Annotated in this window: 20 protein-coding genes; 4 read left to right on the top strand and 16 right to left on the bottom strand. The window is 72.3% G+C overall.

What is annotated here, in order from left to right:
• Window positions 1-6: 6 nt before the first annotated feature.
• Together QBL25_RS16300 and QBL25_RS16295 are read left to right on the top strand one after the other, a co-directional pair.
• Window positions 7-453, top strand: a complete 447-nt coding sequence (locus QBL25_RS16300) for an acyl-CoA thioesterase (protein WP_409057756.1) — start codon at window positions 7-9, stop codon at window positions 451-453.
• Complete coding sequence (locus QBL25_RS16295; protein WP_409057755.1) at window positions 450-1,136, top strand: hypothetical protein; 687 nt, start codon at window positions 450-452, stop codon at window positions 1,134-1,136. The genes QBL25_RS16300 and QBL25_RS16295 overlap by 4 nt, the downstream gene beginning before the upstream one ends.
• A 173-nt stretch (window positions 1,137-1,309) precedes the next feature.
• Here QBL25_RS16295 and QBL25_RS16290 read toward each other — a convergent pair whose 3' ends face one another.
• Entirely contained in the window at window positions 1,310-1,723 is a 414-nt protein-coding gene (locus tag QBL25_RS16290; protein ID WP_409057754.1) for a globin, read from the bottom strand.
• A gap of 192 nt (window positions 1,724-1,915) precedes the next feature.
• Between QBL25_RS16290 and QBL25_RS16285 the strand changes: the two genes are divergently transcribed.
• Window positions 1,916-2,890, top strand: a complete 975-nt coding sequence (locus QBL25_RS16285) for a methyltransferase domain-containing protein (RefSeq protein WP_409057753.1) — start codon at window positions 1,916-1,918, stop codon at window positions 2,888-2,890.
• A gap of 40 nt (window positions 2,891-2,930) precedes the next feature.
• Here QBL25_RS16285 and QBL25_RS16280 read toward each other — a convergent pair whose 3' ends face one another.
• The 14 genes from QBL25_RS16280 to QBL25_RS16215 form a co-directional block, all read right to left on the bottom strand.
• Complete coding sequence (locus QBL25_RS16280; protein WP_409057752.1) at window positions 2,931-4,214, bottom strand: FHA domain-containing protein; 1,284 nt, start codon at window positions 4,212-4,214, stop codon at window positions 2,931-2,933.
• Window positions 4,215-4,293: 79 nt separating this feature from the next.
• Window positions 4,294-5,637, bottom strand: a complete 1,344-nt coding sequence (locus QBL25_RS16275) for a VWA domain-containing protein (RefSeq protein ID WP_409057751.1) — start codon at window positions 5,635-5,637, stop codon at window positions 4,294-4,296.
• A gap of 90 nt (window positions 5,638-5,727) precedes the next feature.
• Window positions 5,728-7,092, bottom strand: coding sequence for a protein phosphatase 2C domain-containing protein (locus QBL25_RS16270; RefSeq protein WP_409057750.1), 1,365 nt, complete (start codon window positions 7,090-7,092; stop codon window positions 5,728-5,730).
• Window positions 7,093-7,094: 2 nt separating this feature from the next.
• Window positions 7,095-9,761: a tetratricopeptide repeat protein gene (locus tag QBL25_RS16265; RefSeq protein WP_409057749.1), complete on the bottom strand. Its 2,667-nt coding sequence runs from the start codon at window positions 9,759-9,761 to the stop codon at window positions 7,095-7,097.
• Complete coding sequence (locus QBL25_RS16260) at window positions 9,758-11,077, bottom strand: hypothetical protein (protein WP_409057748.1); 1,320 nt, start codon at window positions 11,075-11,077, stop codon at window positions 9,758-9,760. The genes QBL25_RS16265 and QBL25_RS16260 overlap by 4 nt, the downstream gene beginning before the upstream one ends.
• 39 nt (window positions 11,078-11,116) lie before the next feature.
• Entirely contained in the window at window positions 11,117-12,127 is a 1,011-nt protein-coding gene (locus QBL25_RS16255) for a glutamate ABC transporter substrate-binding protein (RefSeq protein WP_409057747.1), read from the bottom strand.
• Window positions 12,128-12,144: 17 nt separating this feature from the next.
• Window positions 12,145-13,605 carry a hypothetical protein gene (locus tag QBL25_RS16250; protein WP_409062675.1) on the bottom strand — a complete coding sequence of 487 codons (1,461 nt, stop codon included), beginning with the start codon at window positions 13,603-13,605 and terminating at the stop codon, window positions 12,145-12,147.
• Between the two features lie 297 nt (window positions 13,606-13,902).
• Window positions 13,903-14,886 (bottom strand): N-acetylglucosamine kinase, encoded by a 984-nt coding sequence (locus QBL25_RS16245; RefSeq protein WP_409057746.1) that lies wholly within the window; start codon window positions 14,884-14,886, stop codon window positions 13,903-13,905.
• On the bottom strand, window positions 14,883-16,148 hold the full coding sequence (locus tag QBL25_RS16240; RefSeq protein WP_409057745.1) for a 6-phospho-beta-glucosidase: 1,266 nt from the start codon (window positions 16,146-16,148) through the stop codon (window positions 14,883-14,885). The genes QBL25_RS16245 and QBL25_RS16240 overlap by 4 nt, the downstream gene beginning before the upstream one ends.
• Window positions 16,149-16,156: 8 nt before the next feature.
• Window positions 16,157-17,065 (bottom strand): carbohydrate ABC transporter permease, encoded by a 909-nt coding sequence (locus tag QBL25_RS16235; protein ID WP_409057744.1) that lies wholly within the window; start codon window positions 17,063-17,065, stop codon window positions 16,157-16,159.
• Between the two features lie 8 nt (window positions 17,066-17,073).
• The gene (locus QBL25_RS16230) at window positions 17,074-18,009 is read right to left on the bottom strand and encodes a carbohydrate ABC transporter permease (protein ID WP_409057743.1); all 936 of its coding nucleotides are present in this window, start codon (window positions 18,007-18,009) and stop codon (window positions 17,074-17,076) included.
• A 15-nt stretch (window positions 18,010-18,024) separates the two neighbouring features.
• On the bottom strand, window positions 18,025-19,365 hold the full coding sequence (locus QBL25_RS16225) for an ABC transporter substrate-binding protein (protein WP_409057742.1): 1,341 nt from the start codon (window positions 19,363-19,365) through the stop codon (window positions 18,025-18,027).
• 73 nt (window positions 19,366-19,438) lie between these two features.
• Window positions 19,439-20,602, bottom strand: coding sequence for an ROK family protein (locus tag QBL25_RS16220; protein ID WP_409057741.1), 1,164 nt, complete (start codon window positions 20,600-20,602; stop codon window positions 19,439-19,441).
• A 170-nt stretch (window positions 20,603-20,772) separates the two neighbouring features.
• Window positions 20,773-21,855, bottom strand: coding sequence for a mechanosensitive ion channel family protein (locus tag QBL25_RS16215; protein ID WP_409057740.1), 1,083 nt, complete (start codon window positions 21,853-21,855; stop codon window positions 20,773-20,775).
• Window positions 21,856-22,122: 267 nt separating this feature from the next.
• Between QBL25_RS16215 and QBL25_RS16210 the strand changes: the two genes are divergently transcribed.
• Window positions 22,123-22,659 (top strand): HNH endonuclease, encoded by a 537-nt coding sequence (locus tag QBL25_RS16210; protein ID WP_190080400.1) that lies wholly within the window; start codon window positions 22,123-22,125, stop codon window positions 22,657-22,659.
• Window positions 22,660-22,698: 39 nt separating this feature from the next.
• Here QBL25_RS16210 and QBL25_RS16205 read toward each other — a convergent pair whose 3' ends face one another.
• Complete coding sequence (locus QBL25_RS16205; RefSeq protein WP_409062674.1) at window positions 22,699-25,647, bottom strand: beta-N-acetylglucosaminidase domain-containing protein; 2,949 nt, start codon at window positions 25,645-25,647, stop codon at window positions 22,699-22,701.
• Window positions 25,648-25,956: the final 309 nt, after the last annotated feature.

Here is a 25,956-nt window from a genome sequence, read left to right as displayed (position 1 = left end):
ACTGACATGAGTCGCCATATCTACAGCTGCCCCCTCCGATGGTCGGACATGGACGCCTTCGGGCACGTCAACAACGTCGTCTTCCTGCGGTACCTGGAAGAGGCGCGGATCGACTTCATGTTCCGGCTGGCACCGGGGGACGGCAGCCCGTCGTTCTCGGGCGGGTCCGTCGTGGCCCGCCACGAGATCGACTACGTACGGCCGTTGGTCCACCGGCACGCGCCGGTGACCATCGAGTCGTGGGTGACGAAGATAGGCGCCGCGTCGCTCTCCATCTCGTACGAGGTCAAGGACCCCGAACAGGTGTACGTGCGGGCCACGACCATCGTCGTCCCGTACAACCTGGAGCAGCAGCGGCCGCGGCGGATCACCGCCGAGGAGAAGGCCGTCCTGCTGACCTACATGGATGACGACGGCGATGTCGCCGGAGGCTCGGAGGCGCTCGTCGCATGACGGCGCAGCTGCACTTCGCCGATGCCGGGGAGGCGGGGGATCTCGCCGCCTTCCTGGCCCGGCTCATCCACTACGACAAGGCCGCGGCGGTCCGCTTGCAGGCGGCGGGCGACACGCTCGCCGTGTTCGGCCGGCCGCCGTCGTTCGAAGTGCTCGCCATCCGTACGGCACGGCTGGCGAAGCCGTACGAGCACGGGATCGAATCCTCGCTCGACGCGACCGTGTCCGCCGGTGAACTCCTGGAATCCGTGGGGGCGTCGGCGGAGTCCGTGGCGGCGGCGGGAGTGGCCGCCGTGCCGCGGACCGTCACCGGGCCGCCGTGGGCCGGGGTCCTTCCGCCGCGCGGCGGCTGGCGGCCGCAGCGGGGGCTCCCCGCGGTGGACGAGGTGCGCAAGCTCGTGGCGGCCGCAGTCGCCGAATTCAAGTCCCGGGTCGAGGAGTTGCCGCAGGAGCGGCGGGTCCGGGCGGAGCTCGACCAGGTGGGGCGGGAGATCTGGTCCCGGACCATCGCGGACACCGGGCTGCCCGTACGGGCCGCGCACGCCGCGCAGGCCCTCGGGTTCCTGCGCGGTGACGCGCTCGACCTGCTGTCCTCCGGGGCGTGGCTGCGGCTGCGCACGGACTACGGCTCGATCGCCGTACGCCGGGCCGGAGCCGGCGGCCTGACGGTCACACCGGCCTAGCGGTCGTCGTGGCCTGGCGGTCGTCGTGGCCTGGCGGTCACCGCGGCCTGGCGCCGCACGCCCCCGGCCCCGGCCCGTACGCGAGCGGGCACGGGAGGCCGGGACGCGCGGGCCGGACGGCCTGCCACGCGGCAAGAAGCCGTACAGCAGGATGAGCCGTACGGCGGGCAGCGTCAGCCCTCGGAGTTGACCATGGACGCCGCCGCGTACGTCAGGTAGTTCCACAGCGTCCGCTCGTGCTCCTCGGAGAGCTTCAGCTCCTCGACGGCGGCCCGCATGTGCTTCAGCCACGCGTCGTGCGCGGCCCGGTCGACGGTGAACGGGGCGTGGCGCATCCGCAGCCGGGGGTGGCCGCGGTTGTCGCTGTACGTACGGGGGCCGCCCCAGTACTGCATGAGGAACAGTGCGAGGCGCTCCTCGGCGGGGCCCAGATCCTCCTCCGGGTACATCGGCCGCAGCAGCGGGTCCTCCGCGACCCCCTGGTAGAAGTGGTGCACCAGGCGCCTGAAGGTCTCCTCGCCGCCGACCTGTTCGTAGAAGGTCTGCTCCTGAAGCGTGCCGCGCGGGATCTCTATCACGTCGTCCATGGTCTCAGACGGGACGGCCGAGGACGGAAGGCTTAGGACCCGAGACCTCCGTGGAGGAGCCCCGAGCCCTCTGTTGAGGGCGCCCGACACCGGAGCGCAGGGAGCCCGAGCCCTCCGTGGAGGGACCGATCTCCTCCGGATCGGTACATTCTGCCGCTCGCATCGCGGGCCGTACGGCAGCACAGTGGCCTTATGGGACCCACAGTCGACCCAGTGCTCGCCGCGGAGGCCGCAGCCGCCCTGGTGCGCGAGATCGGGGCGAGCGGTGCCTGGACGCGGGACCCCGGGCTGCGCGCGGCGTTCGAGCAGGTCCCGCGGCACCTGTTCGTGCCGTACTACTACGTGACGTCGTCCGGCGGCGGCCACGAACGCCTCTGGGGCGAGGACCCCGACCCGGCGCGAAGGGACCGCTGGCTGCACGGCGCCTACGCGGACGCCCCGCTCGCCACCCGCGTACGGGACGGCGAGCTGCTCTCGTCCAGCAGCCAGCCCTCCCTGATGGCGAAGATGCTGGGGGAGCTCCAGCTGCCCGAGGGGGAGTGCGACGTCCTGGAGATCGGCGCGGGCACCGGCTACAACGCGGCCCTGCTGTCCCACCGGCTCGGCGAGGAGCACGTCACCACCGTCGACCTGGACCCGGAGATCACCGAGTCCGCGCGGCGGCATCTCGAAGCCGCCGGGTACCACCCGGCCGTCGTCACGGGCGACGGGGCCGCGGGCTGCCCGCAGCGCGCTCCGTACGACCGGATCATCGCGACCTGCACCCTGGGCTCCGTGCCGCGCGCCTGGCTGGCCCAGTGCCGTCCCGGCGCTCGCATCCTGGCCCCGCTGGCCACCGGTCTGATCGCGCTGACCGTGCGGGACGCCGGGCACGCCGAGGGCCGCTTCCTGCACACCCCGGCGTACTTCGTGCCGCTGCGGGGCGGCAGCAGAAGGGCCCCGTACGAACAGCACCTCGGGGGGCTGCCGCGCGGGGCCCTACAGAACGAACGCTTCCGGTTCCTGCTCGAACTGACCAGGGGCAGTCTCGACCCCTACGAGGCCTTCGCCCTGTGGCAGCGCGAGGACCGGCCGGTGCGCGAGCGGTTCGGGGTCACCCTGCGCGGCCCGCACGAGTGGGCCTGGCTCGACGACCCCGAAGGGCCGTACGCCTGGCCACTCGTGTGAGCCCGCGAGACCTGCTGTGCGCAGCTGTGTTCAGGCGTGGTCAGCTGTGCCGGATCGTGATGGTCGTCCAGGCGCCCACGTGCACCCGGTCGCCGTCCTGGAGCGGCACCGGGACGAACGGCTGGATGGGCTCCTCGCCGTTGTTGACCGTGGTGCCGTTCGTCGAGTTCTGGTCGACGACCGCCCAGCTGCCGTCCGGCTGCTGGACCAGGACCGCGTGCTGGTGCGAGACGCCCGGGTCCTCCGGCGGCACGGACAGGTCGATGTCCGGGGTGTCGCCGGTGGAGTGCCTGCGGCGGCCGATGGTGATCTGGTTGCCGGCCAGCGGGCGCTGCTGCTCGGGCGAGTACGCGGGCAGGTTCAGGCCCGACGCCTCGGGACCGCTGCGGTGCATCATCGCCATGAAGTACTCGCGGTCCGGGCCGATCGTCGCCGACCAGGAGACCGTGCCGGTGCTGGGACCCGGCACCGCCTGATAACCGGGCGGACCCTGCGGCGCCTGCGTCTGCTGTGGCGGCTGCTGACCCCACTGGCCCTGCTCGGGGGCCTGCGGGGCGCCGGGACCCGAAGGGCCCGAAGGAGCCGACGACGAGGGCGGTGAGATCACCCAGTCGTCATCGCCGCCGAAGGACGGCCCGCCCTGCCCCGAGGGGCCGGGACCGGGCTGGTGCGGAGGCGGCGGAGTGCCCGTCTCCTGCGGGAACGCGGGCGGCGCCGGCGGACCCTGCTGCTGGAACGACTGCGGGGGCCGGCCCGAGGGGTCGCCGCCGTAGGGCGGCGGGGGCGCCTCGCCGTACGGCGGGGGTGCCTGACCGGACGGGTCGCCGTTGCCGAACGGCGGGATCGGCTCGGCGGGACGGTTCATCTGCGAGGGCCGCGAGCCCTGGTAGCCGAACGGGTCCTGGCCGGGCCGGGTGCCCTGCGGCTGCTGGAACTGCTGCGCCGGGCTCGGCGCGGGCGGGTGCGGGGCGGCCGGGGTGTACGAGGTCGCCGTGTTCGTCAGGAAGTTCCAGCGGCACTCCTCGCAGAACGGCGCGTTCGCCTCGCGGGGCGTGCGGCACTGCGGGCAGAGCTCGGGCTCGGCGGCCTGGTCCGGCACGGCCGACAGGTGCGGTCGGCCGGGGCCCTGCTGGGGGTATCCGTATCCGGAGTCCTGGCCGGGTCCCTGACCAGGGCCCTGGCCAGGGCCGGGCGGCGGATAGCCGTACCCCGGCGCGGCCGGGGGCGGCGGGGGAGGCGGCGGTACGGCACCGGCCATGCGGTGACCGCAGACCTCGCACCAGTCGTCGGAACCCGACTGGTGTCCGTTCGGGCAGGTCGGCATGTCGGCGCTTCCCCCTCTCCTTCTCCGGCCCGAAGGCCGTACGTGCTGCTTTTGGGGCTACTGATGAGTATGGGCGGTACTACTTCTTCACGCGAACAGTCTTCGTGGACCGCGTCTCGAGAGTCATCTCGTCGGCCTCGGCAACCCTCGCCTTCAATCGAACAGTACCCGCCACGGCATCGACCACGTCGACCACCTTCGAAAGCAGCTTCGCGGTGTCCTCGTTCCCGGAGGCGCTGGCCAGCTGAACGGCACGGCCCAGTTTGGCCGTGGCTCCGTCCATATCTCCCGACTTGCGCGCATCGAGGCCCTGCTGGATCACCTGGGCCAGTTCCGCCTGGCCCGTGTAGTGCGCCACCTGCGGATTGATCGACGTGGAAGCGGCCATGTCGTCCGTCCAGACGGCCCGTACGAGCCCCTGCGAGAGCGTCTGGGCGCTGCCGTCCGGCTGCGGCACGATCAGCGAGACCCGGGCGGCGAGCATCTCCTGGCCGAGCTCGGCGTTCGGCACCTCGACGCAGATGTGGTAGTCGCGGGACTCGTCGCCCCAGGACCCGGTGGGGTAGTCCCCGGCGCGCGGCCCGGCCTCCGTACGACGGTCGGTCAGTTCCTCGACCGTCGGCGCCACTTGCTTCACGAACTTGATCTCCGCGCCCATCGGCGTCCACACCCGCAGGCTGACGTCGGCGACCTCCTTGCCCATCGCCGCCTCCATCATCCGCGTGAAGTCGGCGGAGAGCCCCGCGGGGTCGGCGACGATGTCGGCGGTGCCGAGCAGCGCGGAGGCGATGCCCGTGACCTCCTTGACCTCCCAGTCGGTGCCGACACCGCGTGCGTCACAGGTGAAGCGGCCCGCGCAGGCGTCGAGTGAGGCCCGCAGGTCCTCGGGCGACTCGTGTTCGTTGCGGCCGTCCGTCAGCACGATCCCGTGCCGTATGGAGACGTCGGCGGAGGACAGCAGCCGGTCGGCCAGGCTCAGCCAGGTGCCGATCGCCGTGCCGCCGCCCGCGCTGAGCTTGCGCAGCGCCTGCTTGGCCTGGCCCCGGGTCTGCGCGTCGGCGACCGCGAGGCGGCCGTTGCCCGGGTAGATCTCCTTGGCGACATGGGTGCCGCCGATCACCGCGAAGTGGACTCCGTCCCGTACGGCGTCGATCGCGGCGGCCGTGGCGTCCCGGGCGCCGCGCATCTTGGTCGGCGGATAGTCCATCGAGCCCGAGCAGTCGACCATGATCGCCACGGCCGCGTCCGGCGTCTGGCCCACCGAGTAGAGATGCGGGGCGCTCACCGCGGACCCCACCGTGCCCCCGCCCGTCGAGGTGACCGTGGCGATCGCGTTGACCTCGCGGCCGCCTTCCGGGAGGTACTCGTTCTGGTACACGTCGACCGAGAACTGCGGCACGTTCGATTTCGAGAAATTGGCCATGGATCCCTGCTCCCCCTTACGTTCCCGCCGGCTTCCCCAAGCCGGCGGGTGACACGTGCGCATGGGCGGCCCCGGTGACGGGGCCCTCCACTAGGCCGATCCTGCCCCTTGCGGCACCACACGGAACGGCACGATCGCCACTGTTACGTTGTCGTGGCCCCCGCCGTCCAGTGCGTGGCCGACCAGGACCTGGGCGCTGTGCAGCGGGCGCAGCGCGGAGTCGGCGGGCACGGCGCGTGCCATGTCCTCCACCGCTTCCGCGTAGTTCCAGAGCCCGTCGGTGCACACCACCACTACACCCGCACGGTCCGGCTTGAAGGAAGCGGTGTGCGGCTCCAGTTCGTACGCGTCGGCGCCGAGCCAGCCCGTGATGGCGTGCGCGCGGTCGTCCGCGTACGCCTCCGCCTCGTTCATCAGGCCCGCGGCCACCATCTGCGCGGCCCACGAGTCGTCCTCGGTGAGCCGCACGGTCGGGCCCGTGCGGTCGTCGGGCACCCAGTAGGCGCGGCTGTCGCCGACCCAGCCGACGACCAGGAGGCCGCCGGCGACGATCGAGCCGACGAGCGTGCACGCGGGCGCGTTCTGGTGCGGGGCGTGCTCCCTGGCCTCGGTGGGCTCGTCCGCGAGGGCGTTGACGGCGTCGGAGGCCGCCAGGATCGCGTCGTGCATGGCCTGTTGCGGGTGCGTGCCGCGCGGCAGGGCGGCGAGCAGCGACTCGTTGGCCGCGCGGGACGCGGCGAGCGAGGCCTCGTCGGGGCGGGTCGCGGACGAGACGCCGTCGCAGACGATCGCGACGACGGCCGGGGAGCCGTCCGGAAGCGCGGCCGAGGAGATCGCGAACGCGTCCTCGTTGCGGTGGTGGCGCAGGCCGCGGTCGCTGACCGCGGCGACCGCGTCGAGCTCCTGCTCCATGTGGTCGCGCTCGCGGGGCTGGGCGTGCCCGCAGTTCTCGCAGTAGCCGTCGGGGTCGACCCGGCCCGAACGGCACGCCACGCAGAGCTTGGTGCCCGCGGGCGGCGTGGGCTCGGAGAGCACCGCCCGGGGATCGGCGGGCTCGGGCTCCTGCGGGGCGCCGGGGGCGGGCAGGGGGTACTCGTCCGGCTCGGCGGGGCGGGCGAAGGGGGCGTCCGTCCGCACCTCGCCCGCGTGCGGGGCGTGCCCGCCGCCCGACGACTCCGTGACCGGCAGGTCGGTGGGCAGGTGCGCCGGCACCGGCATGTCGGAGCTGTCCACGTCCGGCGCGACGGGCCACTCCGACGAGGCGCCGGGCCGCGGCGCGGCCGGTGGCACGGCCGAAGAGCCGTTCATCGCGACGGTGGGGCGGTCGTCCGACCCGGCCGGCTGTGCCGACAGGTCGTACCCGCACGCGCCGCAGAACAGGTCACCCGATTCCAGCGGTTCCGCGCAGCCCGGGCACGTGCCTGCCCCGGCGGTCTGCTGGTGCATCTGCGACATCTTCACACCCACGTCCGAGGGCGGAAACGGTTTGCCCGCTCCACCAGTTCGATCCTTTCCTCGCCACCCTGTGCGAGCCGGGCAAGCGTGCGGTACGAGCGCTCCAGGCCGAACCGGAGGCCGCGCTCGTCCAGCTCGCTGCCGAGCAGCACGGTCCGCGAGCCGCTCGCCGGTGCAGCGGGTGCTGCCGGCGGGGCGGAAGCGTGACCTGAGTGCCTACCGGAGAGTACCCAGTCGAGGGCGGTGCCGAGGACCTCGGTGGAGAGTCGCTCGCGGCGCACCGCGTCCAGACCGAAGCCCGCCAGGGCGTCCACCTGGCCCGCTGCCGCCGTCAGGTCGTCGAGGAAGTCGGACAGGGAGGCGCCGGGCGTCGGCGCGGTGTCCGGTGTCATGCGGTGCCGCAGCCTCGCCCGCACCGCCGCGACGCGGGCCGCGGTGTAGTGGATCGAGGACTCGGGCACCGACTCCAGGGTGTGCACGGCTCCGCGCCGGTCGCCGGAGGCGAGCTGTACGCGGGCCAGGCCGAACGCGGCGCTGACATAGCTCGGGTCGGTCGTCCACACGAGGCGGTAGTACTCGGCCGCGTTGTCCAGCTGCTCCAGGACCTCCGCGCAGACGCCGAGGGCCAGCTTGGGCGCGGGCTCACCGGGGAACGCGTCGTACACGGCGTCGAAGGACAGCGCGGCGTTCTCGTGGTCGCCGGTCGCGAGCGAGGCGATGCCGCGGTACCAGACGACCCGCCAGTCGTCCGGATGCCGGGTCTCTAGCTCCGTCAACGCCTGCGCCGCGGAGGCCAGTTCCCCCATGGCGAGGCGGGCGCGCAGGCCGCGCAGCCGCAGCTCCACGGAGTCGGCGGGCGCGGCCCGCAGCGCGGTGATCAGCTCGGCGGGCGCGGAGGCCATGAGCCCGGCGAGGAACCCGGCGTTCGGGTCGTTCGGGTCCACGCGCGGCACCGGGAGCGCGAGAGCCGTCGCGGAGGTGTCCAGGGCGCGCACGATCCGGGCCGGCGCGGCGGCCGGCGGCACCGGCGGCGGGGCAGAACCGGGCGCGGCCCCGGGCGCGGACGGCGGCGCGGGTGGTGCGGCGGGTGCTGCCGGTGCGAGAGCCGGAGTGCCGTTGGCCGCACGCCCGCCGTTGCCTCCCGCCGGCGCGGCGCGTCCGTTGCGCCGCCCCGCGGGCAGCACGCGCACCCCGAACTGCGAGACGTCGCCGGTCAGCTCGGCGAACAGCTCCGTGTCCGTGACCTTCACCTCGGGCCCGAACAGCGTGGAGAGCGCGGGCCGCGGCCGCCCGGTCTGGAGGGCCACGACCTCCCGCAGGACGCCCGTGAGCTGCTCGGCCATCTCCTGTGCCGAGGCGAACCTGCGGGCCGGGTCCGGGTCGGTGGCGCGCACGAGGAGGCGGTAGAACGATTCGTACTGGCGGAAGACCTCGATGTTGTCCGGGTCCGGCAGGGAGTCCACGAAGACGTTCGTGTAGCCCTGGAAGTCGAAGGTGAGCACCGCAAGCGTGCGCGCCACCGTGTACAGGTCGGAGGCCACCGACGGGCCGAGCTCGGCGACTTCGGGGCCTTGGTACCCGACCGTGCCGTAGATGGCCGACTCGTCGTCGTCCATGCGGCGGACCGCGCCCATGTCGATCAGCTTGAGCTGGTCCTCGGTCTGGATCGCGTTGTCGACCTTGAAGTCGCAGTACAGGAGATTGCGGCTGTGCAGGTGCCCGAGGGCTTCCAGGGCCTCGATGCCGAACGCGCAGGCCTGCTCCACGGGCAGCGGGTCGCGCTTGCCCAGCGGCGTGCGGCGTTCGTTGGCGATCTCCTTCAGGGACTTGCCGCCGACGTACTCCATGACGATGTAGCCGTCCATGGAGCCCGTGCGCTGGTCCAGGTGCTCGACGAAGTTGTAGATCCGGACGATGTTGCTGTGCTCGATCTCGGCGAGGAAGCGGCGCTCGGAGATCGCGGCGGCCATCGCGTCCTGGTCGCCCGTGTCGAGCAGGCCCTTGAGGACCACCCAGCGGTCGGACACCGCCCGGTCGACGGCGAGATAGACCCAGCCGAGCCCGCCGTGCGCCAGGCAGCCCACGACCTCGTACTGCCCGTGGACGATGTCGCCGGCGGCGAGCTTCGGCACGAACGAGTACGGGTGGCCGCACTTGGTGCAGAACCCCTCGGTGCGCCCGGGACGCTCCCCGCGCGCGCGGCCCACCGGCGCCCCGCAGTCCGAACGCGAGCAGAACCGCTTCCGCTCGGGAACCTCGGGGTTCTCCTGCACCGCCTGGCGCGGATCGGGGCGCGGCACCTCCGGCACCTGGACCAGGCCGACGCCCAGCCTGCTGCGGGCCGAGGTGCCCGCGCCGGAGCCGGAGCTGCGCACCGAGACCGAGCGGGACGTGGAGCTGCCGGACAGGGAGCGCGAGAGCCGCCCCGACACCGACCTGCGGGAGGACTGGGACCGCGACGAGCGGGAGGAGGCGCGTGAGCTGGACCGGGAGCTGCTGCTGCCCGAGCCCTTGCCGCCGGCGGTGATGCCGGTCGGGGGAGAGGACACCAGGCCCGTCGGCGAGACGACCGGGGCCAGACCGCAGGTGTCGCAGTACAGCTCGCCGCCGCCCACGTCCTCGTACGACCCCGTGCACCCGGGTCGCTGGCACTTCTGCTGCTCACTCATGCTTCCCCCCTCCGGTCGGTGGGACCGCCCTGTTGCGGGACCCTCGATGCGAGGACTTCGGCTGCCGCCTGCTGATAACGAAGCACCGCCTGTTCGGCGACGCGCAGATCGCAGGGCGCGCTCCACAGCATCCGGCGCGCCGCGTCGTACCGCTCGACCAGGAGCGGGTCCTCCGCGTGGCCGAGCCGGGAGACCTTCGCCTTGTACGCGTCGAGCCGGCCGCGCAGCTCCGCGCGGACCGCGAGGGGCTGGGTGACGGCCGTCAGCGACTCGCGGGCGCGCATCAGTTCGTCCTCGGCCTTCTGCTCCAGGGACTCCAGGAGCGGGGAGAGCCGGTGCCACTGGGCGTGCCTGCGGTAGTCGGACGCCATCGCCAGCTGCTCCTGGAGCGCCGTCGAGGGACCGCTGACGGCGGGCACCTCGGACGCGGCGATCTTGGCGAGGACCTCGCCGCGCGCGGAGCGTGCCTCGGCCAGGGTGCGGTCCGCGCGCGAGAGCACGTCCCGCAGCCTGCCCAGGCGCAGCTCCGCGTCCTGCCGGACGGTGAGCACCGCGTCGATCTCGCGGCGCACGTCCTCCAGGGCGCGGGCCTCGCGGTCGTACCGCTCGGTGTGCGGGCGGCCGCCGCCGGGGGCCGAACTGCCCCGCGCGGGCTGCCAGAAGGCCAGCGGGTCGGAGATGACCTGCTCGCGCAGGCGCGTCAGCTCCTCGGTGATCCGCTCCAGGTCGTCGCCCGAAGGGTGCTCGCCGGGGCGCACTCCCACGGAGTGGGCGAGCTGGCGGGTGCGGTGCAGTTCGGCGGCCAGGAGGTCTATCCGGGCGGGCAGCGCGGACCAGACCGCGTCGGCGGCGACGACCATGTCGAGCGAGTGCGCGTACAGGTCGTTCATCCGGGCGACGAGGTCGATGAGCGTGAAGCGTTCGGTGAGCTTGGCCGGTCCGGTGATCGAGGCCGACGGCGCGGGGGCGGCGCCGCCGGCGACGGTGACGCTCTCACCGCGAAGGAGTTCGGTCAGCTCCACCAGGTCGTCCCGGTTGGGCCAGCGTCTGCGGGCCCGCACCTCGTGCGCCGAGCGCAGGGCGTCGGCGTACGCGTCGAAGTAGGCCCACAGGAGGGTGATCTGCTGCTCGGTGGTCTGCCAGCGCTCCTGGGTGAGGCCGGTGAGCCCGGCCCCTTCGAGGAGTCTGCGGCCGGCGTGATCCTGGAGGGCGAGGAGCGAGGTCTCGATCGCCTCGTGCTCGGCGTCGAGCCGCGCCAGCGCACGGTCCACCTCGTCCCGGTCCATCACCGGACCGGGGGGTCCCGCGACGCTCATCGATCACCTCTCCGCTCTGCGTTGCTGTGCACGTCCGGCTCAGTCGCCGTACTTCGGGGCGGGCGGGCCCGCCGATTCACCGAGGGCGGGCTTGAGCCACTTGTCGTACGACTTCTGCCAGCCGCTCTTGCGATAGTCCTCCAGGACCTGGTTGACCCGGCGCACCAGGTCGTCCTTGCCGCCCTCCGGCTTCTTCATCGCCACGCCGTAGTACTCGGTGTTCAGCGGTTCCTCGCCCTTCAGTTCGACCGTCGGGTCCTGCGCGGCCTGGCTCGCGGCGAGCGCGCTGTCGGTGACGACGGCGTCGACCTCGCCGAGCTGGAGCCGCACCAGGCAGTCCAGCTGGTTCGGGACCGTCGTCGCGATGTCCGCGTCGAGGCCCTTCTTCTTGAGCTCCTGAAGCTGGGCGAGGGCGGTGGAACCCTTCGCGGAGCAGACCTTCTTGCCGTTCAGGGAGTCGTCGAACCCGGTGATGTCCGAGGACTTGGGGGCCAGGACCTGCTGGCCGGTCTTGAAGTAGGCGGTGGAGAACGAGACGTCCTTCTCGCGCTCGCAGGTGATCGTCATGGTCCGTACGACCATGTCGACCTGCCCGCTCTGTATCGCCTTCACGCGCTGGTTGGTGGGGATGGCGCGGAACAGCACGGCGTCGCGGTCGCCGAGGATCTCCTCGGCGATCTTGTGCGCGAGGTCGATGTCGAAGCCTTCGAGCGTCGCCGTCTTCTTGTTCGGGTCGCGGTAGCCCCAGCGGTAGCTGTTCTGGTCGACGCCGACGATGAGCTTCTTGACCTCGCGGTCGCGGATGGCCTCGATCGTCGGGCCGTCCTTGCCGCTGGGCGACAGGCTCTCCTCCGGGGCCTCGCACTCCTCGGCGCGGGCGGGAGCCGCCGCCGCGGAGCCCTTGGACGCGCGGTCCTCGCCGGTGCCGGACCCGGCCGCGCCACCGGCCTCGGGCAGCACGAGCACGAGGGAGCCCGTGAGCGCGCAGGCCGCCGCCATGGCGGCGGCTCCGCCCCAGCCGCGCGTCCTCGCCAGTCCTCGCGTACGCATCGTCCGCTCGCCCCCTCTCACCTGTACTCCGACAGCCTGCGCCCGACGCCGAGCACGGCGCCCGCCGCGGCCAGCACCCCGAGCACGGCGGCGCCCACCGGGAGGCCGCTCATCGCGCCCTTGCCGTCCTCGGCCGCCTGCTCGAACTCGCCGCGCTCGTGCGCCAGCGCGTCTTCGAGTGCGTCGTCGACGTTGTCGAAGCACTCGCCGGTGGGCTCGTCGCTCTTGTCGCCGACGACCTTGGCGAGCGCTCCCTTGTAGTCGCCCGCGTCGTCGCTGTCCCGCGCGGTCTTGTGCCGGTCCTTCCAGACCGAGACGTTCTTCGTGGCCGCCTCGACGGGGCTCTTGCCCGCGGAGTCGTCGGCGATGGCGGCGGCCTTGGCGAGCAAGCCGTCGGCGCCGCTGAGCTTCTTCATCTGGTCTTGGTAGGCGACGTCGAACTTGTCCTTGATGTCCTTGTCCGCGCCGACCTCGACGGTCTCCGCGCCCCGGCTGACCAGCGTGAGGTTTTCGTTGCTGCGGGCCTTGAGGGAGCTGATGCGGGCGTCGTTCAGGACGTTCAGGGAGCGCACGCCGTGGTCGTACGAGTCGTCGAGGCCCGAGCGGGCGAAGGTGTGGCCGACGACCAGCCAGAGCAGGACGACCGTGGACGCGGCGGTCGCGGCGACCAGGCCGTGGTTGAACACGCGGTTCGTCCGGCGGTAGTTGCGGCGCTGGGCCCAGAACAGGACGCCGAGCGCGAGCAGCCCGATGACGATGGCGATCCAGGGATACGGCTTCGCGTCGTCGTAGTCCCGGCCAAGGCGCTGCTTTTCCGCGGTGTAGAGCTGCTCGGCGGCCGGGAGCATCTGGGTCTGCATCTTGTCGTTCGCGTACCGCAGATAGGCGCCGCCCAGGGGCAGGCCCTGGCGGTTGCTGGCGCGGGCCCGCTCGATCAGGCCGGTGTACTCCGGAAGGAGCTTGTTCAGCTTGCTCACCGATGCCGCGGCCGACGATCCGGAGCCCGCGTTCGACGCGGCGTTCGCCAGCTTCTCGGAGGCGCGGTCGATGTCCGCCTTGTACCGGTCGCGTACGTCGGCGGGTTCCTGACCGCCCGCCAGGAAGCCGCTGGAGGCCGCGGTGTTGGCGTCCGCCAGTGAGCGGTAGATGGCCGCCGCGTCGTCGCTCAGGGGCTGGCTGCGGTTCAGGACGCTGTCCGCGGCCGCCGCGCGGTCGGACATCTGCCAGGTGGTGACCGCGCCGAACGCCACGACCAGCAGGGCGAGGAAGGCCCCGATGATCCGCAGCCTGCCCGGCTCGGTGGTGGCCGCGGCACGCAGCCGGTCCCGGCCCTCGACCCAGGCGGGGCGCCGGGGCGCCGCGGCCTGCGCGGCCTGTGCGGATGCGGTGGAGTCCGGCCCGGCCTGCGGCGGGACCGTGGGCATCGTCGGCGCGGCCTGTCCCGGCGGCGCGGCGCTGCCGTTCGGCGGGTGTGTCACCTCGACCTCGACCTCCCCCTTGGTCATCGGACGTGCGCTTTTGCCCGGCGTGCGCGGCGCGGGAAGAAGGGCACGGCCGCAAGTATCGCCGCAGGGAGCTGTATCCGCACAGGCATTGACTGGATCTTGTGCGGATCACCGTGTCCGGACCCCTGCGTGTGGATCACCCCGCGCCGGTCACGCGAAGCACCGGTCACGCGAAGATCGCACACCACCCCTGCCCTTGAATACGCGATTCGGTGCGGTTCGGTTCCCTCCCGGGCCGACGAACTCCGCGCCGGCGCACCCGGCCACCGCTCAGGAAGCCCCCGCCTCGTAGTGCGCCCGCACGCGCGCGTGCACCTCGGTGGGCGCTCCCACCTGGTCGAAGCCGAGCAGCGCCGCGCCGAGCACGGGACGGGCGACGACCACCCTGGGCACCGCCTTGGGCGCCCGCTCGGCGAGCAACGCCCGCACCCGGTCGTCCAGTTGCGGATGGCGGGCGGCGAGAACGCTGCCGCCCAGGAGCACCGGGGTCTCCTCGCCGAGCAGGCCCAGACGCTCCAGGGCCACGGTCGACATGGCCACCACCTCGTCGGCCATCCGGTCCACCAGGGAGCGCGCCACCGCGTCACCCGCCGCCGCCGTGGCGAAGAGCACCGGCGTCAGCTCGTGCCGCCGTACGGGGGCGACGGAACCCAGGTGCAGGGCCTCGATCAGCGCGTACATGGAGGACAGGCCGAAGTGCGCGGGCAGCGCCTCGCGCAGGGCGGTCGCCTCGCCGCGGCCGTCCTCGGCCCGCGCCGCGTACCAGAGGGCCTCCTCGGCCAGGCCGCCACCGCCGCCCCAGTCACCGGAGATCCGGCCGATGGCGGGGAAGCGGGCGGTGCGCCCGTCGGGCAGCATGCCCACGCAGTTGATGCCCGCCCCGCACACCACCGCGACGCCCCGCGGCTCGGCGTCCTCCAGGAGGCCGGCCCGCAGGATGGCGAAGGTGTCGTTCCGCACGTCGACCGAGGGCCCCCACGCGCGGCGGCGCAGGGCCAGGGCCAACTCCCGCTCCTCCACGGGCAGGTCGGCGTTGGCGAGGCAGGCGGACACATGCCCGGCGGAGGCGGTGCCCGCCTCCGCGAGGGCGCGCGTCACCGCCTCCTCCAGGATGTCCACCGCCGCCTCGACGCCCACCAGGGGCGGCTGGAACCCGCCGCCGCGGGCCGCGCCGACGACGGTGCCGTCGGCCGCGACCACCGCGACGTCGGTCTTGCTGTTGCCCGCGTCGATCGCGAGCACGCTCGTGCTCACGCCCACGCCAGGTGCTCCCGGTTGTGGGCGATCAGGCGGTCGGTGAGCTGCTCGGCGTAGGTGTACTGGCCGACCAGCGGATGCGCGAGCAGCGCCTTGAAGACGCGCTCGCGGCCACCGTGCAGCGCGGCCTGGAGGGCCAGGTCCTCGTACCCGGTGACGTTCGCGATGAGCCCGGCGTACAGCGGGTCGAGCCGCGGCACGGCCAGTGGCTTGGCGCCCGTGCCGTCGACCGTGGCCTGCACCTCGATGACCGCGTCGTCCGGCAGGAACGGCAGCGTGCCGTTGTTGACGGTGTTCACCACCTGGTAGGGGCTGCCGCCGTTGCCGAGCAGCGAGGCCGCCAGGTCCACGGCCGCCTCCGAGTAGAAGGCGCCGCCGCGCTTGGCGAGCAGCTCGGGCTTCTCGTCGAGCGCCGGGTCGCCGTACATCTCCAGGAGTTCGCGCTCCATCTGCGCCACTTCGGCGGCGCGCGACGGCTTGGTCCGCAGCTCCTCGACCACCGCGTCGTGCTGGTAGAAGTAGCGCAGGTAGTACGAGGGCACGACGCCGAGCCGGTCGACGATCTCGCGCGGCATGCGCAGGTCGGCGGCGACCGCCTCGCCGTGCTCGGCGAGGAGCTTGGGCAGGATGTCCTCGCCGCCGGGGCCGCCCAGGCGTACGCCCGTCTCCCACGTGAGGTGGTTGAGCCCCACGTGGTCGAGGTGGACCTGGCCCGGCGCGACGTCCAGGAGCCGGGCGAACTTGCGCTGGAAGCCGATCGCGACGTTGCACAGGCCGACGGCCTTGTGGCCGGCCTGGAGCAGCGCCCGGGTGACGATGCCCACCGGGTTGGTGAAGTCGATGATCCAGGCGTCCGGGTTGGTGCGGCGGACGCGCTCGGCGATGTCGAGGACGACCGGCACGGTCCGCAGGGCCTTGGCGAGGCCGCCCGCCCCGGTGGTCTCCTGGCCGACGCAGCCGCACTCCAGGGGCCACGTCTCGTCCTGTTGGCGCGCGGCCTGGCCGCCGACGCGCAGCTGGAGCAGGACCGCGTCGGCGTCCGCGACGCCCGCGTCCACGTCGGAGGTGGTGCGGATGGTGCCGGGGTGCCCCTGCTTGGCGAAGATGCGCCGCGCCAGGCCCCCGACGAGTTCGAGACGGTCGGCGGCGGGGTCGACGAGGACGAGTTCCTCGATCGGCAGGGTGTCCCTCAACCGCGCGAATCCGTCGATCAGTTCGGGTGTGTAGGTCGACCCTCCGCCGACCACTGCGAGCTTCATATCGGTTCTCAGCCCTTTACTCCGGTGAGGGTGACGCCTTCGACGAAGGCCTTTTGCGCAAAGAAGAAGACGAGGATCACGGGTGCCATGACGAGCAGCGTCGCGGCCATGGTCATGTTCCAGTTGACGGCGTGGGCGCTCTTGAAGGATTCGAGCCCGTAACTCAGTGTCCACGCACCGGGGTTCTGCGCCGCGTAGATCTGCGGGCCGAAGTAGTCGTTCCAGCAGTAGAAGAACTGGAAGAGCGCGATGGCGGCGATGCCGGGCTTGGCCATCGGCACCACGATCTTGACCATGGTGCGGAACTCGCCGCAGCCGTCGACCTTCGCCGACTCGATGTACTCCTTGGGAATGGTCAGCAGGAACTGCCGGAGCAGGAAGATCGAGTACGCGTCGCCGAACGCCATCGGGATGATCAGCGGCCACAGGGTGCCCGACAGGTGGAACTGCTGGGCCCACACCAGGTACATCGGGATCACGATGACCTGCGGCGGCAGCATCATCGTCGAGATGACCAGCAGCATCGCCGTGCGCCGGCCGCGGAAGCGGAACTTGGCGAGCGCGTACGCCACCGGGATCGCCGAGCAGACGGTGAAGAGGGTGCCGAGGCCCGCGTACAGGAGCGAGTTGCGCCACCAGTCGAGGAAGCCCGGCGTCTCGAAGACCTGCCGGTAGTTCGACCAGTGCCAGGAGTCGGGCCACAGGTCGCCGCTCATCGCCTGTGAGTCGCTCATCACGGACGTCAGGAAGACGAAGACGAACGGCAGGACGAACAGGAGCGCGACGGCTATCGCCACGCTGTGCACGGCGATCCAGTGCAGGATCCGCTTGCGGCGGGCGCGGGCGGCGGCGGGGCCCCGGGCGGGGGCGGTGCGTTCGGGCGCCGGGGCGGGCGCGCTGAGAGTCGTGGAAGTCATCGGATTCCTCAGTCCTCCGCCGCGAGCAGTCCGGAGCGCTTGCGCATCAGGAGCAGCGTGACGGCCATGGCGATGGCGAAGAGCACGAGCGAGAGCACGCACGCGGCACCGGTGTTGAAGTTCTGGAAGCCCATCGAGTAGACGAGCTGGGGGACCGTGAGGGTCGAGTGGTCCGGATAGCCGGGCTGGATCACCGAGCCGGGGCCGATGTTGACGCCGGAGGCGACCTTCCCCGCGACCAGGGCCTGCGTGTAGTACTGCATGGTCTGCACGACGCCCGTGACCACCGCGAACATCACGATCGGCGTGATCGCCGGCCAGGTCACGAAGCGGAACTTGCTCCACGCCCCGGCGCCGTCGAGCTCCGCGGCCTCGTACTGCTCCTTCGGCACGTCCAGGAGCGCCGCCATGAAGATCACCATCAGGTCGCCGATGCCCCACAGGGAGAGCAGGACCAGCGAGGGCTTGGCGGTGTCGGGGTCGTTGAACCAGTTGGGCCCGGAGATGCCGACCGCGCCCAGGATCTCGTTCACCGGTCCCGTGCCCGGGTTGAGCAGGAAGACGAAGGCGACGGTGGCGGCCACCGGCGGGGCGAGGTAGGGGATGTAGAAGGCGGTGCGGAAGAAGCCGGCCCCGGTCTTGATCTTCGTGATGAGCACGCCGAGCGAGAGCCCGAAGACCACCCGCACGGCCACCATGACCACGACGAGCCACAGGGTGTTCCACAGGGCGGGCCCGAACAGGGGCATCTGCTCGAACACGTACGTCCAGTTCCGCAGCCCCACGAAAGTGGGCGGCTTGATCTGGTTGTAGTGCATGAACGAGAAGTAGACGGTGGCGATCAGCGGGTAGGCGAAGAAGACGCTGAAGCCGATCAGCCAGGGGGACAGGAAACCGAGCGTGCGCAGTCTGCGGCGCGCGGGGTGGGAGAGGGAGAGTGCCATGGCGGGGTCCTCAGCTCAGCTCTTCGACTGGAGGGTGTCGGCGTCGATCTGCTCGTCGAGCTCCTTCAGGCGCCCTCGCAGATCACCCACGCGCCCGGCCTCGACGGCGTAGGAGAAGTCGCCCAGCGAGACGACGTAGGCGCCGCCGTTGACGGAGGGCGGCAGGGCCTTGCTGTGCTTGTTCTCCAGGATGTCGAAGAAGGTCCGGAAGGTCGGATCGGCGTCCAGGTCGGGCGACTTGAGCGCCGCGAACGTCGAGGGCACGTTGTGGATGGCGTTCGCGAAGCGCACGACCTGCTTGGTGTCGGCGGTCAGGAACCGCACCAGCTCCCACGCGGCGTTCTGGTGCTTGCTGCTGTGCGCGATCCCGGCCACGGTGCCGGTGATGAAACCGCGCCCGTACGTGTCCGCCTGGTCGTCGGGGACGGGCAGCGGGGCCACGCCCCAGTCGAACTTCGCCTTCGCCTCGTCCAGCATCAGACCGCGCCACTCGCCGTCCAGGTGCATGGCGACCTTGCCGGTCAGGAAGGCGTTCTGGCTGGACATCTCGTCGCCGAAGGTCAGCCGGAACCGCTCCAGGTCGTCGAACCCGCCCTGCACGGCGGCCAGTTCGCGGGCCGTCTTGAAGAACTCGTACGTGGCGGGCTCCTCGGCGAGCCGCGAGTTGCCGTCCGCGTCGAAGTACCGGGGGCCCCACTGGGCGAAGAGCCGGTCGGGACTGTTCTGGTAGAAGCGGAAGTTGGGCATGAACCCGACCTGCTTGTACGAGTTCTTTCCGCTGCGCACGGTCAGCTTCTTGGCGACCTTCTCGAACTCGGACATCGTGCGCGGCGGGCGCTCGATGCCCGCCTTCTTGTAGGCGTCCTTGTTGTAGTACATCCCGAAGGCGTCCGCGAGCAGCGGCAGCGCGCACTGGTTGCCGCGGTAACTGGTGTAGTCGAGCAGGGTCTTGGGGAAGACCTTCCGCTTGTCCATGCCGGTCTTCTTCATGAACGGATCGAGGTCCGCCCACATCCCGGAGTCGCAGTACTGGCCGACGTTGTTGGTGGTGAAGGAGGACACCACGTCCGGCGCCTTGTCGCCGCCCGCCCGCAAGGCCTGGTTGATGGTCTCGTCGGAGACGTTCCCGGTGGCCTTGACGTCGATGTTCGGGTGCAGCTCCTCGAACCGGGCGATGCTGTCGTCGACGGCCTTGACCTCGCCGGGCGTCGCCCAGCCGTGCCAGAACTTCAGGGTGACCGGCTTGCTCGGGTCGTCGTTCGCGCTGCCGACGCTCGGATTGGCGCAGCCGGAGAGCAAGAGACCGGCTGCGGCGAGCGCCGCGGACGCGCAGGTGGGCATGCGCCATCGCGGCATGGCGGACTTCCTTTACGGGGGAGGGGAGGTGAGAGGAGGTGCGGGGGGCGTCAGAAGGGGCCGGGCGGGCGGCTCAGGCGGTGTCGAAGACCTGGTCGCGGGCCTGGGTGAGGGCCGAGCGGAGGGCGCCGGTGAGGATCGGGTCGCCGTCGAGCTCGCTGATGCGGATCTCCGGGCGGGGCAGCGCGAGGCCGGTCAGCTCCTCCTCGACCCGGACGCGCAGCTTGTCGCCGCCGGCCTGGGCCACAGAGCCGGAGAGGACCACGAGCTCGGGGTCGACGACCGCGACGACCGCGGCGATGCCGGTGGCGATGCGCCGGGCGACCTCGCCGAGCGCGGTGTCGTCGGCCATGACCTGCTCCAGCGTCGCCCCGCCGCCGGTGAGCTCCCGCACGACGTACGCGGAGACCAGGCTCTCGAAGCCGCCGTCGCCGCTCTGCGCGCCGCCGCGCACCAGCGGGGCGCCCGGCAGCGGCATGTAGCCGATCTCGCCCGCGCCGCCGGTGGCGCCGCGCAGCAGGGTGCCGCCGAGCACGATGGCGGCGCCGACGCCTTCGTCGAGCCAGGTGAGGACGTAGTTGTCGTAGTCCTGGGCGGCGCCCTCGTACTGCTCGGCGACGGCGGCCAGGTTCACGTCGTTCTCGATGACCACGGGGGTGCCGAGGACCGCGGCGAGGTCGTCGCGCAGCGTCCGCGAGTGCCAGCCCGGCAGGTGCGGCGCGTACCGCAGCTCGCCGGTGTGCGGGTCGATGGCGCCGGGGGTGCCGATCACCGCGGCCCGCAGGTCGTCGTGGCCCAGGCCCGCCTGGCGCAGCGCCTCGTCGACGGCCTCCGTGACCAGCTGCGCGGTCCGGTGGCGCACGTCCTCGGCGACGGCGACCGCCTCGACGCGGGCCTGGCCGAGGACGGTGCCGGTGATGTCGGCGACGAGGGCGGTGATGCCGGTCGGGTCGGCGGAGAGCGCGGCGACGTGGCCGGCGCCCGGGTCGATCTCGTACAGGAGGGCGTTGGGGCCCGGCCGGCCGCTGAGGCTGCCGGTGGTGTGCACCAGGCCGGCCGCTTCGAGCCGGCCGAGGAGCTGGGAGGTGGTGGGCTTGGAGAGGCCGGTCAGCTCACCGATGCGGGTCCGGGTGAGGGGGCCGTGCACGACGAGCAGGTCGAGCACCGCCCGGTCGTTCATGGCCCGCAGGACGCTGGGCGTGCCCGGGGTCCCCGGAGTGCTGCCTGCTGCTGCCATGACGACCCCTGTCCTTCGGCTGCCCGGTTAACTGTTAGGAAACTTTCCAATTCGTGAGGACCGTACGGCTGGCGTGAATGAGGCGTCAATAGCGAACGCCCCCGCGGCAACCAAGTCGTTACCTGCGGGGGCGTGGTGTTGCAAGGGGTGCGTCCGGCGGGGCCGCCGCGCTACTTCGCGAGGTTCGGCGGCGGGGCTATCGGGGAGGCCGCGAGGGACTGCGGGGAGGTCGCCGACGCGTACGCCGACGGAGCGGCGACACCCGCCGAGGGGTCCGCGGCCGCCTCCTCCGCGGCCTGGAGCGGCAGGCCGCCCACGATGCGGATGCCCGCCGCGTCGAAGGCCCGCTTGATGCGCCAGCGCAGCTCGCGCTCCACGCCGAGGGCGTTGCCCGGCATCGTCTTGGCCGAGACCCGCACGACCATCGAGTCCAGGAGCACGCTGTCCAGGCCGAGGACCTCGACCGGGCCCCACAGGCGCTCGTTCCACGGCTCGTCCTTGGCCATGGACTCGCCGACCTCGACCAGCGTCGTCTTGACCTTCTCCAGGTCCTCGTCCGGACGGACGGTCACGTCGACGCCGGCCGTGGACCAGCCCTGGCTGAGGTTGCCGATGCGCTTGACCTCGCCGTTGCGGACGTACCAGATCTCGCCGTTGTCGCCGCGCAGCTTCGTCACGCGCAGGCCGACCTCGATGACCTCACCGGAGGCCACGCCCGCGTCGATCGAGTCGCCCACGCCGTACTGGTCCTCCAGGATCATGAAGACGCCCGAGAGGAAGTCCGTGACGAGGTTCCGGGCGCCGAAACCGATCGCCACACCCGCCACACCCGCCGAGGCCAGCAGCGGGGCGAGGTTGATCTGGAACGTGCCCAGGACCATCAGCGCGGCCGTGCCCAGGATCAGGAACGACGCCACCGAGCGCAGCACCGAACCTATGGCCTGCGAGCGCTGGCGGCGCCGCTCGACATTGACCAGCAGACCGCCGAGCGCCGTGCCGTTCACGGACTGGGCCGTGCGGTTCATGCGTTCTATGAGCTTGGTGATCGAACGCCGGATGACCACACGCAGGACGATGGCGACGGCGACGATCAGCAGGATGCGGAGCCCGATGCCGAGCCACGCCGACCAGTTCTGCTCCACCCAGCTCGCGGCGTTCGTCGCGTGCTCTTGGGCGTCGTCCAGGGTCGGGGGCTTCGGCGTCGTCTTGTCGTCCGGGTCCGTTCCGGCTGCTGACAGGACGGACAGGAACACGGCAGGTACCTCCAGGCATAGCGGTCTGTCCAAGAGATGCACTCGGGCAGAGACACCACACTAACGGGGCATTGTGTGTGGATCGTTGTGATGTTCGAGGGAGAGACGGTGCTCACCTGGGGAAGATGAGGGTGTCGTACATGTGTGGTCGAAAACACTCCGAGCCCGTTACGAGCACATGGTGGCGCTTGGACCAGGCATGAGGGGAGACTGGCTACAGATCGTCCCGGCGCGAGCCACGCGCCGCCGGCGTAATAGGAGGCATCCGTGCCGCACGTCCTGGTCCTCAATGCGTCGTACGAGCCTCTCGGCGTCGTACCGCTCCGCCGCGCGCTCGTCCTCGTCCTGGAGAACAAGGCTCTCTGCCTCGAGGAATCCGGCGCCTTCATGCACAGCGCGACACGCACCGTCCCCGCACCCAGCGTGGTCCGCCTCAAGCGGTTCGTCCGGGTCCCCTACCGCGGGCCCGTACCGCTGACCAGGCGGGCGCTCTTCGCCCGCGACGGGGGTCGGTGCATGTACTGCGGTGGCGTCGCAACCAGCGTCGACCACGTCATTCCGAAGAGCCGTGGCGGTCAGCACGCCTGGGAGAACGTGGTGGCGTCCTGCCGCCGCTGCAACCACACCAAGGCGGACCGCCATCTCCTGGAGCTGGGGTGGCGCCTGCGTCACAAGCCCGCGCCGCCCTCGGGCCTCGCGTGGCGCATCATCGGGACCGGGCACAGGGATCCGCGCTGGCTGCCGTATTTGCAGCCGTTCGGCGCGGACGACGCGATGGCCCGGATCGACGGCATTTCCGCCTAGGCGATCCGGGCTCTGTCGTCCGTGGCCGCCGGCCGCCGATCAGTCGTCGGCGGCCGCGGCCACGGCGTATGCCTCCACCGACCACAGCGAGTAGCCGAAGCGGGTGGCGCGCTTGTCGCCCTGGACGCGGATGAAGCGGGTGTCGCGGGCGTCCATGCGGATGGACTCGCGGCCGCCCTTGCCGTCCTTCACGGTCGCCGCCGTGCGCCAGGTCCTGCCGTCGGCGGAGGTCTGCACGCGGTAGCCCGCCGCGTACGCGTCCTGCCAGCGCAGGACCACCTGGCCCAGCCTGACCGGCTCCGCGAGCTCCAGCTGCCACCAGGCGCCGTCCTCGACCGGCGAGGACCAGCGGGTCGTGGGGTCGCCGTCGTTCGCGCCGGACGCCGGGAAGTCCTTCGTCTCGTCGCCCGAGGACGAGGCCTTCGCGCCGCGCGCCAGGTCGGGCCCCGCGGTGCGCGGGTAGGCGCGGACCGAGACCGTGCGGGTCTGGCCCTCGAACGTGACCGGGATCTCGTACGTCCCCGCGCGCGTGCCCGCCGGGACGGTGACGTCGACCGGGACGTCCACCCGCGTGCCGCGCGGCAGCGTCGTCTTCTCCGGGGCGCGCACCTCGATGCCCTTGGGGGCCTTCGTCGTGACCTTGCCCCGGACGTCGCCGGGGCGCAGGGAGGTCAGCTTCGCGGTGATCCGCTGCGGGCCGCCGCCGATCTCCACGTCGGCCTCGGTGCGGGCCAGGGAGAAGCGGGCCTTGGGGGCGTCGCCGTACCAGGGGACGACGTGGCGGACCGTTCCCTCGGTGACCGTGACGCGCACGGCGTCGGCCCGGGGGACGCCGCCCTCGGGCCTGGCCTCCGTGAAGCCCGTGGCGGAGAGGGGGCCGAGGCGGCGCCAGCCCTCGCCCGGGACGTGGGCCTCGACGCTGCCCTTCGTGCCGGGGTCGGTCAGCGCCGTCACCGCGGTGAGGGGACGGGCGCGGGGGACGCGCACCGTCGCGCGGTCCGAGGCCTGCGCGCCGTCGAGCCCCGCCCACGATCCGTACGCCTTCTGCGCGCGCGTCAGGAAGGGGGTGAGGACGCCCTTGCCGACGGTCGCCCGGCCCGCCTTCAGCTCCTTCTGGAGCCCCGCCAGGGTGCGTGAGGCGCGCCAGGCCGCCGCGCCGTCGCCGGAGGACTGCGCGAGCAGCATGTCGACCGCCGTCTCGCCGGCCTCTCCGTAGCGCGCCAGCTGCCTGACCCAGGGGCGGACCTCGGTGGCGAGGTCGCTGCCCGCGAGCCGCCGGGGGGCCTCCTTCATGACCGTGAAGGCGTCCCGCAGGGCGCGCGCGGACTTCTCGATGCGGGCGGTGTCCGTCGTCGTGCGCGCCCGCCACAGGTCGTCCATGAGGGGGCGCAGATACGCCGACTCGTCGGCGCCGAGCACGGAGGACGCGTCGTTGCCCGCGAGGGCCCGCAGGGCGCTGCGCGCCCCGGGGTCGCCGCCCGAGAGGTCGTCGATCGCGGCGAGCCAGGACTCGTGCGGGCGGTAGGCGCGCGGGTTCCAGGCGTAGTCGGCGGCCGTGAAGAGGGGGATGCGGGAGGCGGAGGGCTGCTCCATGGCGTTGCCGAGCAGCGCCGCCGAGCCGGTGGCCACGGCGGGCTCACGGCCGGTGTAGGGGCCGAGGAAGATACGGTCCTGCGCGAAGTCGTTGACGGGGTAGTTGTCCATCGTCACCAGGGGATGCGAGCCGAACGCCTTGCGGGCGCCCGCGAGCTCCCGCCCGGTGATCGTCCTGGGGACCACGCCGACGCCCGTCCAGGCCACCTCGATGCCCTCGTCGAGGCGCTGCGCGACCGCGTCGCGGTACGCGGTGGAACCGTCCTGGTAGTACTCCGTGGGCATCAGGGAGAGCGGCTTCGCGCCGGGGTGGCGCTCGGCCAGATGCCGGGCGACGGCGTTCGCGACGCGGGAGTGCGCCTTCGCGGCGGCCTCGGGGCCCGAGCCGAAGGTCTCGGCGTCCGCCGCGCAGTGCCACTCGCTGTAGCTGACGTCCTGGAACTGGAGCTGGAACGCGCGCACGCCCAGCGCCCACATCGCGTCGATCTTGCGGTTCAGGGCCTTGACGTCCTGGTCGGACGACATGCACATGGCCTGGCCGGGAGCGAGGGACCAGGCGAGCGTCACGTGGTTGCGCTCGGCCCGCTCGGCGAGGGCGCGGAAGTCGGCGCGCTGCTCGGCGGGGTAGGGCTCGCGCCAGCGCGCCTGGCGGTAGAGGTCGTCCCCGGGGGCGTAGAGGTAGCGGTTCTGCTTCGTGCGCCCCATGAAGTCGATCTGGTCGAGGCGCTGCTCGCGGGTCCACGGCGTGCCGTAGAAGCCCTCCGTCATGCCGCGGACCGCGGTGCCGGGCCAGTCGCGGATCTGCACCCCGGGGACGGTGGCCGTGCCGCCGGTCTTCCGGGTGATCAGCTGGCGCAGGGTCTGCGCGCCGTGGAAGAGGCCGTCCTCGCCCGCGCCCGCGAGGGCGACGGTGTCCTGGCCGCCGATCCGGCCCACCGCGAGGCGGTAGCCGCCGGAGGGGAGGTCGCCGCGGGCACGGGCGCCGAGGGTGCGCAGCGCCTGGTCCGCGCCGGTGCCGTCGGCGCGGACGACGAGCCTCCCGCCGCCCGCGGGGAGCAGCCCGCCGTCCTTCACCTCGATGATCTCGCGCGCGCCCGCGTCCAGGAGAAGGGCGCGCAGGGCGTCCAGGGCGTACGGATCGGGGTCCTGCCCGGTGGCCAGGACGACCTCGTCGGTCACGGTGACCGTGGCCCCGGCCGCGCTCATCGACTGGGGGCGGGGCCAGACCGGGGGGAGGGTGCCGTCGCTCTCCCGGTCGTCGTCCGGGGACGTGGCGGGCGCGCCGGGCTTTCCGGGGAGACCGGGGGCGGCGACGGCGCCGTGGGCGCCGCCGAGAGCGCCTGCGATGACGGCGACGGCGATGGCCGCCGCGCCCTTCCTGCGCCGCAGTTGCACGGCCCTCTCCTCGTTGTCCCTCGTACTGTTGATCACGTTTGGTGCGTCGGTTGTCTCAGGGTGTCACTGAGCCCACCACTCGCGTGGCGGGGGTGTCAACGGGCGTGGGTGTTGTGGGGGTTTTCTTCCCTGTGACATGCGCCGGTCCGGCGTGGGACGGGGCGGGATCGGGCGGGATCGGCGTGGGTCCGGCGGGGGATCGCCCCGGAAGGCCGGTAAGGCGGGTAAGACGGGTAAGGCCGCTAAAGCCGCTACGGCCGGTAAGGCCGGAAAGGGCGGTGGAGGTGCCGTGGAGGTGCCGTGGAGGAC

This window comes from Streptomyces sp. SYP-A7185 (assembly GCF_046103685.1).
Lineage (GTDB): Bacteria > Actinomycetota > Actinomycetes > Streptomycetales > Streptomycetaceae > Streptomyces.
The sequence above is the reverse complement of the archived record's forward strand: the minus strand, read 5'-3'. Positions and strand labels throughout refer to the sequence as shown.